The sequence below is a fragment of the Citreimonas salinaria genome (assembly GCF_900107235.1).
GTDB lineage: Bacteria > Pseudomonadota > Alphaproteobacteria > Rhodobacterales > Rhodobacteraceae > Citreimonas > Citreimonas salinaria.
Genome location: NZ_FNPF01000018.1, coordinates 25,406 through 37,628 on the forward strand (window position 1 = coordinate 25,406; position 12,223 = coordinate 37,628).

The following is a 12,223-nucleotide window of genomic DNA, read 5'->3' on the forward strand; positions in this document are numbered from 1 at the left end:
CGGATTATGCCCCGGCCGCGCATGGCGGCCGGGACGCCTGCTCAGAACGTTGCGGTCAGCGACACCTTGAAGGTCCGGCCGGGCGCCTTGCGGCTGGGCGAGGACAGGTGGCCGACGTAATCCGCGTCCAGCGCGTTCTCGATCCCGAAGCGGATCTCGGTGTCGTCCAGCAGCCCCTTTGCGGGACTCCACGTGCTGCGCAGGTTGTGCACGGTCACGTCGGCCAGATCCTCGCCCATCGCGTCGAAGCGGTCGGCGGCATGGACCATCTCCCAGCTGAGATCAAGCGCGTCTTCCCATTTCCGGCCCAGTGTCATCTGCACCCGATCCGCGGGGCTGTTGCGCCAGACCGCGTCCGAGCCGTCGGGGTTGAACTCGGTCCCTTCGCCCAAGTGGCCGGCAAGGTCGACATAGACGCCGCTGTCCATGCCGTACGACGCCTCGAGCTCGAGGCCCCGCGACTCGACCCGCTCCAGCGTCGTCGTTGTCGACCCGGACACGGTGTAGCTGGTGATGTCCCACAGGGCCGTCTCGTAGGCGTTGCCGCGAACCGAAAAGGTATCGCCCTGCGTGAAGACGTCGATGCCGGTGTATTCCGCACCCAACTCCAGCGTTCGCGATTTCTCGGACGTGTCGATGCGGTCCTGCGCCGTGGCGCTGGTGCCCAGGTCGTCGACGATCGGCAGTCCTTCGGTATAGGCGGCGCTGCCGAAGACCGACAGGCCGTTGCCGAAATCGTAGGCCAGAGCCAGCCCGCCCATCAGCGCGTCCTTCGCGTACTCGTCGGATACGCCGGGCAGGTCGTTCTCGCTCTCGATGCGTGAGGATTCGTAGCGCAGGGCAGGCGTCAGGGTGACGGCGTTCATCGTCATCTCGTCTATCAGGAACAGGGCAAAGCGGTCGTTGGTGCCGCCTGGCGCACCGGCGTCGGTGTTGTCCGCGCGCACGCGGTGCTGCGCCTCGGCGCCAGCCAGCATGTCGTGCGACACCGCGCCCGTGTCGAACAACGCAAGGTTGCTGACGGTCAGCTTGGTCGTCTCGTAGCGCTGATCTGCGTTGACCGTGCCCACGAGGCGCGGAAAGCCGGGCGTGCCTTCCAGCGGGGACGAGCCGGGGATGTAGTCGTATTCGATCACCTGGTCGGCGTAGGAGAGGTTGGCGCGCAGGTCGATCAGGTCGCTGGCGGGGTCGTAGCGGTATTCCAGCACGGTCTGCGCCGTGTCGGTCAGCCGATCGACATTGCCGAACGTGCCGCCGTCGGTGGCGAACTGGTCGTAGGGCACGTCCTTGTCGTCCGCCACGGTGCGCGAATGGCTGACGCTCAGCGAATGGTCGTCGTTTTCGCCGAAGGTGAAGGTGCCTTTCGCCAGGTAGGACGGCGTGCGGAACGCGCTGTTGCCGATGGTCTCGCCGTCGCCGGCGGTCAGGTCGTCCTGGTCGCGCAACGAGTAGTTCAGCAGGAACTCGGCGCTCTCGGTGGGCATCCATGCCAGGTTGGTCGAGCTGACCCAGCCGTCGCCGTTCGAGCTGTATTCCAGCGTCTGCGCTCCGCCGAAGCCCGGCACGCCGCCGGTGAAGTCGCTGGCGTCCCTGGTCTCGAGCTTCACCACACCGCCGACGATGCCCGACCCGTAGGCGAAGCTGCCGATGGTGCCGCGCAGCACCTCGACCTCGCGGTAAAGCAGCGGATCGGTGAACAGCTGCGTACCGATGCGGTAGAGTTCCTCCGAGCCAACGCTGGCGCCGTCGATCTGCACGGCGATCTTCTGGTCGGTGCCAAAGGTGGTGTTGGCGCCGAAGCCGCGGATGTTGATGCCGGAGCCCTGCGGCGTCGTGCCGTTGACCAGCGTGACGCCGGGAACCGAGTCGATCAGTTGCGCGACTGTGCTGGCCTGCCGGTCCTGGATCTCTTCCTCGTCCACGACGGTGCGGGCCAGCGCGGTGCCGAAGGTGAGGTCGCGCTTGCCGGCGGTGAAGATCAGCGTGCCGAGAAAGCCGGGGTCACCGGTGTCCTGCGCGGCGGCCGGCACGGCCAGCGACAGGCAGACAAGCGCGGTCGTGCCGCGCAACAGGGGGGTGATCATATGCGCCATCCTTGAAGCGAATTGTGCCGTAGCTTGCGGAGGCTGGCGCGGCGGTGGGGGTGATTTTGCGATGCAGCGATCGCAACGGCTTGCAGCGTTAAGCCTTTCTGACTAAAATAGTCAAGTAACTTAAGACAGCCACGCACCGGACGCATCGGGCGCAGCCATCGGACCTGCCTTCCACTCCGAGGATGCCCATGACCCAGCGAGCCGCTGCGACCCCCGACCAGATCCGCGCCTTCCAGGCCGAGAACCCGAAACTCCGTGCCCGCGACGCCGCCGACGCGCTCGGCATCGCCGAGGCGCAGCTTGTTGCTGCCAGCGTCGGCGCCGGCGCGACGCGAATAGCCGCGCATCCCGACGATATCGTCCCCGCCGCCGAGGCGCTGGGCGAAGTCATGGCCCTGACCCGGGTCGAGGCCTGCGTGCACGAGAAGGTCGGCGCCTATGGCAACTACCACCCCGGCGAGCACGCGGCGATGACGCTGACCGAGGACATCGACCTGCGCATCTTTCCGTCGCACTGGGTGCATGCCTTCGCGATCGACGAGGCCGGCCGCCGCTCGCTTCAGGTCTTCGATGCCGCGGGCGATGCGGTGCACAAGATCCACCTGCGCGAGGCGTCCAACCACGGTGTCTGGTCGCGGATCGTGGCCGACCTGGCCCTCGACGACCAGTCTTCCGGGCAGCAGGTCGAGCCGCGCAAGCCGGTCGAGGCCGCGAAGATTCGTGAGGACAAGGCGGACGTGCTGCGCGAGGAATGGGCGCGGCTGACCGACACGCACCAGTTCCTGCGCCTTTGCTCGAAGCTGAAGATGAACCGCCTCGGCGCCTACCGGGCCGCCGGAGCGCCCTTCGTGCGCCAGCTTGCCCCGCAGGCGGCCGATACGATGCTGAATGCCGTGCGCGACGCCGGGATCGAGGTGATGATCTTCGTCGGCAATCGCGGCTGCATCCAGATCCACACCGGGCCGATCCATACTCTGAAGCCCATGGGGCCGTGGCAGAACGTGATGGACCCCGGCTTCAACCTGCACCTGCGGCTGGACATGGTGGCCGAGGTCTGGGCGGTCCAGAAGCCCACCCAGCGCGGCCCCGCCGTCTCGGTCGAGGCCTTCGACGCCGAGGGCGGGATGATCTTCCAGGTCTTCGGCGTCGGCAAGGAGGGCCGGGATTCGCGCAAGGCCTGGGGCCGGATCGTTCAAGCCCTGCCCTGCAGCGCGCCGGTGCCGGCATGATGCGCGGGGCCAAGGGTGTCGCCGCCTGCGCCGGTCTCTGGATGGCGGTCACCGCCGCCACGGCGGGCGCGCAGCAGGCGGCGGATGTGCTGTCGATGGGGGGCGCCGTGACGGAGATCGTCGTGGCGCTGGGGCAGGGGCATCGGCTCAGGGCGCGGGACGCCACCTCGACTTGGCCGCCCGAGGTGACCGACCTGCCGGACGTGGGCTACGTGCGCGCGCTGTCGCCCGAGGGCGTGCTGTCGGTCGAGCCCGCGCTGATCCTGTCCGAGGAAGGCGCCGGCCCGCCCGAGGCGATCGACGTGATCCGTGCGGCGGACCTGGACTTCGTCGAGATTCCCGATGCGCTGACCGCCGACGGCATCCTGCGCAAGATCGAGACGGTCGGCGACGCGCTGGGCGTGCCCGATCGGGCGGCAGCCATGTCGGCCGAGGTCGAGGCCGACCTGGTCGACGCGATGGCCGACGCCGCGCAGCCCGAAGCCGAGAAAAAGCGCGTGCTTTTCGTGCTGTCCACGCAAGGCGGCAAGATCAACGCCTCGGGCACAGGCACGGCGGCGGACGCGCTGATCCGCATGGCGGGCGGCGTGAACGCGGTCACCGAATACGCGGGCTACAAGCAGATCACAGACGAGGCCGTCGGCCTGGCGGCGCCGGATGTGATCCTGATGATGGATCGGGCCGGGGCCGACGACACGGATCACGGCGGCGCGGATGACGAGTTGTTCGCCATGCCCGCCATCCGGCTGACCCCGGCGGCGCAGTCCCGGTCGGTGATCCGGATGGATGGATTGCTGATGTTGAGCTTCGGCCCCCGTACCGCCGAGGCGATCCGTCGCCTGAACGCCGCGCTTTATGCGCAGGAGAGCTGAGCCGTGACGGCCATCGTCGACTCCGCGCCGCGCACGAGAGACCGGCTGTCGCGCGCCCGTGCGCTGCACTGGATTCTGGCCGGCGCGCTGCTGCTGGCCTGCGCAGCGAGCCTTCAGGTCGGCGCGACGAACGTGACGCTGACCGACCTGCTGGCCAAGGCGATGCGCGGTGATGCCCTGAGCCAGATCGAGCGCGTGGTTCTGCTCGACATCCGCCTGCCGCGGCTGGCCATGGGGGGGCTCGTTGGCGCTGCGCTGGCCGTGTCGGGCGCCGCGATGCAGGGCTTGTTTCGCAACCCGCTGGCCGATCCCGGCATCGTGGGCGTCGGGGCGGGCGCGGGCCTCGGCGCGATCCTGGCGATCGTGCTGGGCGCGTTCCTGCCGGCCTGGTTGCTCGGCCTGACGGGCAACTATCTGACGCCCTTCGCGGCCTTCCTGGGCGGCTGGGGCTCGACGATCCTGCTGTATCGCGTGTCCACGCGGCACGGGAGCACGTCGGTGGCCACCATGCTGCTGGCGGGCATCGCGCTGGGCGCATTGGCCGGCGCGCTGTCGGGCATCCTCGTCTACATCGCGGACGACCGGCAGCTGCGCGACCTGACCTTCTGGGGGTTGGGCTCGCTCGCCGGGGCGAGTTGGGCCAAGGTGCTGGCTGCCGGGCCGATGATCGCGCTGGCGATCGGCGCGGCGCTGATGCTGGGGCGCGGCCTGAACGGACTGGCGCTGGGCGAGGCGACGGCCGCCCATATCGGCATCGACGTGCAGCGGATGAAATCCGTCGCCATTCTGGCCGTCGCCGCTGCCACCGGCGTGGCAGTCGCGGTGTCGGGCGGGATCGGCTTCATCGGGATCGTGGTGCCGCACCTCCTGCGGCTGGCCTCGGGCCCCGACCACCGGACGTTGCTGCTGAACGCGGCGCTGCTGGGGGCGATCCTGCTGATCCTCGCGGACGTGATCGCCCGCGTCGTCGTCGCGCCCGCCGAACTGCCCATCGGGATCGTGACGGCGGTGCTGGGCGCGCCGGTCTTCCTGTGGATCCTGCTGACGCGCCGGGGTCTGGTCGAGTCATGAGCCTGATCGCCGAAGACATCCGCGTGTCCTACGGCCGCCACGAAGCCCTCCGCGGCGTGAGCCTTGCCGCCCGGCCGGGCGAAGTCACGGCCGTCGTCGGCCCGAACGGGTCGGGAAAGTCCACGCTTCTGGGGGCGATGACCGCCACGCAACCCTATCGCGGCCGCGTCCTGCTGAACGGTGCGGACATCGCCTCGGCCAAGCCTTGGGAACTTGCGGCCCAGCGTGCGGTGCTGCCGCAGGCCTCGCGGCTGGCATTTCCCTTCTCGGTGATCGAAGTCGTCCGCATCGGCCTGCATTCCGGCACCGCCGGCGACCGCGCCGAGGTGCCGATGCAGGCCTTGGCCCGCGTCGGCCTTTCGCATTACGCCGAGCGGAGTTTTCACGAGCTGTCGGGGGGGGAGGCGCAGCGCGTCATGCTGGCGCGCGTGCTGGCGCAGGTCTGGAGGCCGGTCGAAGACGGGACCCCGCGCTGGCTGTTCCTGGACGAGCCGGTCTCGAGCCTGGACATCGCGCACCAGCTGCAGGTGATGGAGATCGCCCGCGCCTTTGCCCGGGCGGGCGGCGGCGTGATCGCTGTGATGCACGACCTGAACCTGACCGCGCTGTTCGCCGACCGCGTGGCAATCCTGGCCGCGGGCCGGCGGCTCGCCTTCGGCGCACCCGCCGAGGTGTTGACCGACGACATCCTGTCGCGTGCCTATGGCTGCGCTTTACGCGTCTCGGCACCGCCACCGGATGGCGTTCCCTATATCCTGCCGCACGCCGCGTCGGCCTGAGGCGGGCCGTTGTCGGCAGTGAACGTTCTTGACTGAATTAGTCGGAAAAGGGTATCGACGAGGTAGTTCCCGACTCTATCGGTCGGTCATTGTGTGAGGCGTCTTCAGACGCGCGTCCCAGCCACCGCCACAGGCAGCCCGGATGTCAAAGGACAGGAGTAAAGACGTGACGACATCCGACCCCGCGAACCGCCCGACGCCGCAGCCCGTGGCTGCACCGGGCTGGCGCGACATCGCCCATGCCAGCGCGGAAGGCGGCTGTGCCGACGGTCTCTCGCTGGAGCACCTGATCGACATGCAGCGCGCCCGCGCGAACCCGCGCGGAGAGGCGCGATGACGGTCATGCACAGCGTTCCGAATCCCCAAACGGCCGAGGCGGCCGACGGCACCGCCATCTACGACGCGCGCGACCTGATCGCCAACGGCGTCAAGGCCGAGATCGTGCTGGACGGGCAGACCTATACCCTGCGCATCACCCGCGCTGGCAAGCTGATCCTGACGAAATGAAGGACATGGCCGAAACCGAAAGCAGCCCCGGCAGCATGGTGGTCGGACGTCTGACCGACCTCGCACCATGGGAGGCCGGGCTGATCCTGTCCCTGCGCGCGTGGATGGAAGGGCCCGCCGGTCAGGCCGAGGTCTGGAACGGCTTCGCCCGCTCGTTCGGAGGCGCCGAGGGTCGGGTGGAAATGCACCGGTTCGAGACCTTGCTCGTCACCCTGTGTGAAAACGCGCGCCGCCCTCTTGTCCGGCACGGCGGCGGATGCGCCTGCATCGGCGTGGACGAGGCGCTGTTCTGCACGCTGGTGCGCGAAGCGGCGGGCGGCGACCTGGCCGAGGCGGCTGCGATCGCCGGCCTGCTGGTCAAGGCGGGCCAGGCCGGGCCGGTGGCTGATCTGGCGGCGCAGGTGGGCCGGGCCATGCAGCGCATGACGTGGCACGATCCGGCCGATCCCGATATCCTGCCCGAGAGCAGCGGCCGCGTGCTGCACTGATCCACCGGCGCGACAGACCGAACCGAAGAAGACCAAGCCAGACAGAGCCGAAAGCTCAACACTCCAGCGAGGACACCATGGCAAACGTACCCAGCCCCTGCATCGACGTCTGCAAGTTCAGGCGCGAGGGCCATTGCATCGGCTGCTCGATGACCAAGGCGCAGAAATCGGCGTTCAAGAAGCTGAAGAAGGACGCGCATCGCGAAGCCTTCGTCGAGCTTGTCGTGGCGCAGCAGGCCGTGATGGGCCGCTACAGCCACTGGGAGCCGGCCTACGCCAAGAAATGCCGCAAGAAGAAGGTCAGCTTGGCCGTTCTGGACGGCGGTAAGGCGGCGTGACGATGGGCGCATCGATTTCTTCTTCTCCGGACTGGGACGGGCAAGGCACGGACATGGACGGTGCGACGGCAGCACGGGCAGGCGCAGGCACGGCGCGGCAGGACGCGGCGCGCCCCGGGTGCCCGGCCGACCCCGTGCTGGATCACCTGCGCCGCACCGCGCGCAGCAGCCGCTGCAAAAGCTACGTCGACCTGTTCGGGGCCTGCGCCTCGATGTCGGGCAATCGCCAGGTGGCGGCGCAGGCCGCGTCCGACGTGCTGATGAGATGCCTGTCCCAGGCGCTGGGCCGCCGCCCGGTTCTTTACCGCGAGGGCGAGCGCGAGATGTCGTTCGACGAGGCCTGGCTGATGGCGCTGGTCCGCAGCCTTCAGGCCGACGACGTGGCAAGCGCGACCTTCCTTCTGCATTCGCGAGTGCCGAAGCATGCGCGGCGGAATCTGGTCTTCCTGCTCCAGCGGGTGGCCGAGGATTTCGATCAGGTTTAGAAATGTTCTAAAGAGTCTTGCCGCAGCGTCTCGCCGGTCATACCTTGGTCGGGGCAAGCAAGCCTTACGCCAGCCAGCACCCTTTTTCGACGCAGGAGGCACAGATGACGCAGACAGCACAGACCCTTTCCACCGACGCCACGACCCAGATCGCCGAGGCGTTGAACCAGTGCGTGGCCGAAACCGCCGTGACCACCATGCTGGCGCAGAATTTCCACTGGAACGTGACCGGCATGGCCTTCGGCCCGCTGCACGCGCTTTTCCAGACGATCTATGAAGATCACTTCACCGCGCAGGACGACCTGGCCGAGCGGATCCGGGCGCTTGACGCGCATGCCGAAGGCACGCTCGCGGGCATGATCAAGCGGTCCAAGGTGGCCGAGGTCGACGGCGTCCCCGCCGACCAGGAGATGATCCGCCTGATGAAGGAAGCGCAGGAGACCTTGGCCGAGACCATCGCCGGCGCAGGCGAACTGGCCGCCAACCACGGCGACACGCTGACTGAGGACCTGTGCATTGCGCGCGGACAGGCTCACGAGAAATTCGCTTGGATGCTGCGCGCACATCTTGCGTGAATGCTGACCGGCTTCCTCAGGTGGAGCCGGAACCAGACTTCGCCGCTGCGATGCCCCGCTCGAAGGTTGCACATGCCGCCATCGGGCGGGGCTGTCGCGTCCGGCGCACCGCGCGCCTGACGGCGACACGGTTGGCGCAGCAGGAGGGCGCGGGGCGCGCCCCCGACCCGGCTGGAGACGCGTACAGCAGCGCCCGGTGTTTCAGGGCCGCAAGGTCGATTCCATCGATGCGTCGGGGAAACAGGTCGCGGCCTGTCCTCGCGCCTCCTGCCAGCGCCCGATGGACCGGCGGGTCTTGAACCCGGCAAGCCCGTCCGCGCCCCCGACGTCATACCCCATTTCCTGAAGCGCACGCTGCATCGCCGCCACGTCCGAGCGATACAGCCCGTCCACATCGCCCCACTCGCCGCTGAAGTCGCCCATGCCGTAGGCGATGCGGTCACCGACATGGCCGACGAACAGCGCGTAGAGGTCGCTCATGTTGTAGTCCTTCAGGACGTAGAAGTTCGGCGTGACGATGAAGGCCGGCCCGTGGCGGCCCGCCGGCATCAGCAGCGATCCCATACCGCGCAACTCGCTGTCCGGGAACGGCTTGCCAGACACGCGCTCGATGCCCATGCGTGCCCAGTCCGCAATGGGGCGGGCCTGGTCCGGGCCTTCCAGCGTGCAGGACACCGTCGCAGGGACGCGCACCTCGAACCCCCAGTCGCGCCCGGGAACCCAGCCGTGCCGCGCCAGGTAATTCCCGATCGAGGCGATCGTGTCGGCTTCGGACCGCCAGATGTCGGCGCGGCCGTCGCCATCGCCGTCCGCGGCGTAATCCAGAAAGCTCGAGGGCATGAATTGGGGCTGACCCAGCGCGCCCGCCCAGCTGCTTTTCATCGCGCCCGGCGGAGCATGGCCAGCCTCGGCGACCTTCAGCGCGGCGATCAGCTCGCGCGTGAAATACTCGGCCCGGGTGCTCATGAAGCCCTTGGTTCCCAGTACCTCGAACGCATCGTGCGGGATCGAGACCCGGCCGTAGCCGCTTTCGCGCCCCCAGATGCCCAGGATGATGCGGCCGGGCACCCCGGTCTGCCGCTCGACTGCCGCCAGCGTCGCGGCGTGGCGGCGCGCCATCTCCCGACCGATGCGCGTCGCGCCGTCGACCGAGCCGCGATTGAAGTACCGCTCCGGCGCGCCGAACTCGGCCTGTCGCTGCCGCTTCGGCGTCCGCACCTCGGCGCCGGGGGGCGCGAGGTCCGGCAGATCCCAGTTGAGCGTCACCCCGCGAAAGGCCGCGTCGAAGGTCGCACGGCTGACGCCCTGAGTTTGGGCGGCGGGCAGTATTTCGCCCTGCAGCCAGGACCGGAACTGCCGCTCGACCGCCGCGCGGTCCTGCGCGGACGCGGCCGATGCCGACAGGACGAGGATGAGCGTCAGGATTCGGAACATGCGTGACCCTTTCGCAGGATGGTCACGCCGAGGATGGAGTGCCGCGCGCCCGCTGTCGACACGATCGGCGGGATCTCGCTACCGCGGGGGCCAAGCCGGCGGGCCAGGCTACGCGATCTATCGGTGACCCGGGCCCGATCCGGCGCCACGTTGAAGTAAATCCAAGCTTTTTCGGCGCCGGGTTTCACCAGCTGTCAACCTGCGGCGTCTACGGTCCGACTGCGTACGCCCGTATTCCGGGCAAAGACATCGGCTTGGCATCCACCGGTCGACCAAGGGGGCATTCGTGTTCGGTAGCAAGTTCAAGGCGGCCGGCGCTCTTGCGCGGGCTCGTGGGGCAGGCGCCTCCGACCGGCCGGGCGGAGGGGGCGGGCTGAAGGGTTTTCAAATCCTTGCGGCCGGCTTCAGCATAGCCGCGGCGCTCCTGATGGCGATCTCGATCGCGGTCGAGCGAACGGTCGAAGACGTCGTCAAACGCCAGGCGATCGCGGATTCCGAGCGTTGGGCAAGCCACATGGCCCGCAAAGTGCCAGACCTTGAGCGCCTGATCGCGACCGGGCTGCCCGATGCCGCGCAGGAGGAGGCTCTTCGCGACACACGGTCCGTGGGCTCCATCTTCCGCTTCTCGCTGTACGATTCAGACGGGCGGCTGGTCCTCGTGTCGGACGACTCGCCCGTCGGCGGGGCCGGCAGCGGTGCGCCGGAGATCGATGCCGAAGCCGCAGCGGTGGCGCGCACCGGCCGCTCGACGGCCGGTGTCGACGACGGCACCGGCAGAACGGACCGGCCCGACCTCCACGCCGAGGCCTACGTGCCGATCCGCGACGGCACCGGCGCGATACGCGGCGTCGCCGAGGTTTACGTCGATGTCACCGCGACGCGCGCATTCTTCACCGCCAGCTTCCGGTCCTTCGGCCTGATCCTCAGCGCGGCGTGCCTTCTGATGGTATCGCTTCCCGCCTCGGCTTACGTCCTGCAGCGGCGCATGGCACTCAAGGCGCAGGAAAGCGTCGAGTTTCTGGCGCGCCACGATTCCCTCACCGGGCTCCTGAACCGTGCCGAGTTCACAGCCCGCGCGGAAAGGGACGGACGCTGCACGTTGCACGCGCTGGCTTTTGTGGACGTCGACCATTTCAAGCAGGTCAACGACACGCATGGCCACCGCACGGGGGATGCCCTTCTGACCCATATCGCGCATATCCTGCAAAGCGAGGCCGGGCCCGAAGATCTGGTGGCCCGCTTCGGCGGCGACGAATTCGTTCTCGGTATCAGGAACCCCTCGGAAGACGCCGCGATCGAACACGTGAACGCCGTCGTGCGCCGCTGTGCCGAGCCGTTCCGCCTGGACGGCAAGCGCATCAACAGCACCGTCAGCATCGGTCTCGCGCGGGTCGATTGCGCGCAATCGCTGGACCGGACGCTCAGTCAGGCGGATGCGGCGCTGTACCATGCGAAAGCGGCCGGGCGCAGCGACCTGGCGGTCTACGGCAGCGAGATGGGCGAGCGAATGGCGGCCCGCCGTGCGCTGGAGGCGCGCGTTCGCGCGGCTCTGGAACGGAAGGAGTTCGAGATCCACTACCAGCCGCTGGTGGACGGGGTCACGCATGGAATCGTCGGTTACGAGGCTCTTCTGCGGTTGCGGAGCGACGCCGGCGATCCGATTCCGCCGGCGATCTTCATCCCCGTCGCCGAAGAGCTCGGGCTGATTTCCGAGATCGGCGCATGGGTCCTGCGCACCGCGACCGCGGCATTCGCGGCGATCGAGGATGGATGCACGCTGTCGGTCAACCTGTCAGCGGTCCAGTTCGAGGACGGCGCACTGGTGCCGACGGTCCGTGCGGCACTGCACGAATCCGGCTTGCCGGCCCAGCGGCTCGAGCTCGAGATCACCGAATCGCTCCTACTGGGCGACAGCAGGTCGGTCGAAATGCAGATCGACGCGCTAAAGGAAATGGGCGTGGGGATCGCGATGGACGACTTCGGAACCGGGTTCTCCAGCCTGTCCTACCTGTGGAAATACGGGTTCGATCGGATCAAGATCGACCGTTCGTTCGTGGGTGCGCTGGATGAAAACCCGGAGCGCGCGCGCGACATCATCGAGACAACCGTGCTCCTCGGGCAGCGCCTGGGCATGAAGATCACCGCCGAAGGGGTCGAAACCGCCGAGCAGTCGGCTCTCCTGACGCAGCTTGGCTGCGATGTGCTGCAAGGATATCTCTACGGGCGACCTGGGCCCATCGCCGACTTTCATCGCCGCGACTTCGGCACCTAGCCGCGAGCGCAACCGGGCCGCGTCAAAGCTGCAGCGTGTCCCGACTGCCGAAGCGGCAGCGGCGCGGCCGCGCCCAAGAT

At 68.4% G+C, this 12,223-nt stretch carries 13 protein-coding genes; 11 read left to right on the forward strand and 2 right to left on the reverse strand.

What is annotated here, in order from left to right:
- Positions 1-41: 41 nt before the first annotated feature.
- Positions 42-2,084: a TonB-dependent receptor domain-containing protein gene (locus BLW27_RS17265; protein WP_089885241.1), complete on the reverse strand. Its 2,043-nt coding sequence runs from the start codon at positions 2,082-2,084 to the stop codon at positions 42-44.
- Between the two features lie 197 nt (positions 2,085-2,281).
- Here BLW27_RS17265 and BLW27_RS17270 point away from each other — a divergent pair, with 197 nt between their 5' ends.
- The 10 genes from BLW27_RS17270 to BLW27_RS17310 all read left to right on the forward strand — a co-directional run bounded on the left by BLW27_RS17270 (position 2,282) and on the right by BLW27_RS17310 (position 8,437).
- A complete protein-coding gene (locus tag BLW27_RS17270) occupies positions 2,282-3,322 on the forward strand; it encodes a hemin-degrading factor (protein WP_089885244.1) in 1,041 nt (346 codons plus the stop codon).
- Positions 3,319-4,194 (forward strand): heme/hemin ABC transporter substrate-binding protein, encoded by an 876-nt coding sequence (locus BLW27_RS17275; protein WP_089885246.1) that lies wholly within the window; start codon positions 3,319-3,321, stop codon positions 4,192-4,194. Before BLW27_RS17270 ends, BLW27_RS17275 begins: the two co-directional genes overlap by 4 nt.
- A gap of 3 nt (positions 4,195-4,197) precedes the next feature.
- Entirely contained in the window at positions 4,198-5,265 is a 1,068-nt protein-coding gene (locus BLW27_RS17280; RefSeq protein WP_089885248.1) for a FecCD family ABC transporter permease, read from the forward strand.
- Positions 5,262-6,044, forward strand: a complete 783-nt coding sequence (locus BLW27_RS17285) for a heme ABC transporter ATP-binding protein (protein WP_089885251.1) — start codon at positions 5,262-5,264, stop codon at positions 6,042-6,044. The genes BLW27_RS17280 and BLW27_RS17285 overlap by 4 nt, the downstream gene beginning before the upstream one ends.
- A gap of 166 nt (positions 6,045-6,210) precedes the next feature.
- Complete coding sequence (locus tag BLW27_RS21305) at positions 6,211-6,381, forward strand: hypothetical protein (RefSeq protein WP_177177965.1); 171 nt, start codon at positions 6,211-6,213, stop codon at positions 6,379-6,381.
- On the forward strand, positions 6,378-6,551 hold the full coding sequence (gene hemP / locus BLW27_RS17290; protein ID WP_177177966.1) for a hemin uptake protein HemP: 174 nt from the start codon (positions 6,378-6,380) through the stop codon (positions 6,549-6,551). The genes BLW27_RS21305 and hemP overlap by 4 nt, the downstream gene beginning before the upstream one ends.
- 5 nt (positions 6,552-6,556) lie before the next feature.
- Positions 6,557-7,039, forward strand: a complete 483-nt coding sequence (locus BLW27_RS17295; RefSeq protein ID WP_089885253.1) for a hypothetical protein — start codon at positions 6,557-6,559, stop codon at positions 7,037-7,039.
- Between the two features lie 77 nt (positions 7,040-7,116).
- On the forward strand, positions 7,117-7,377 hold the full coding sequence (locus BLW27_RS17300; protein WP_089885255.1) for a DUF1289 domain-containing protein: 261 nt from the start codon (positions 7,117-7,119) through the stop codon (positions 7,375-7,377).
- 53 nt (positions 7,378-7,430) lie between these two features.
- Entirely contained in the window at positions 7,431-7,862 is a 432-nt protein-coding gene (locus BLW27_RS17305) for a hypothetical protein (RefSeq protein ID WP_089885256.1), read from the forward strand.
- A 104-nt stretch (positions 7,863-7,966) separates the two neighbouring features.
- Entirely contained in the window at positions 7,967-8,437 is a 471-nt protein-coding gene (locus tag BLW27_RS17310; RefSeq protein WP_089885258.1) for a Dps family protein, read from the forward strand.
- A 201-nt stretch (positions 8,438-8,638) separates the two neighbouring features.
- Here the strand turns inward: BLW27_RS17310 and BLW27_RS17315 are convergent, their stop codons facing one another.
- The gene (locus tag BLW27_RS17315) at positions 8,639-9,871 is read right to left on the reverse strand and encodes a lytic murein transglycosylase (RefSeq protein WP_089885261.1); all 1,233 of its coding nucleotides are present in this window, start codon (positions 9,869-9,871) and stop codon (positions 8,639-8,641) included.
- A 286-nt stretch (positions 9,872-10,157) separates the two neighbouring features.
- Between BLW27_RS17315 and BLW27_RS17320 the strand changes: the two genes are divergently transcribed.
- A complete protein-coding gene (locus BLW27_RS17320; RefSeq protein WP_089885263.1) occupies positions 10,158-12,143 on the forward strand; it encodes a putative bifunctional diguanylate cyclase/phosphodiesterase in 1,986 nt (661 codons plus the stop codon).
- Positions 12,144-12,223 lie beyond the last annotated feature (80 nt).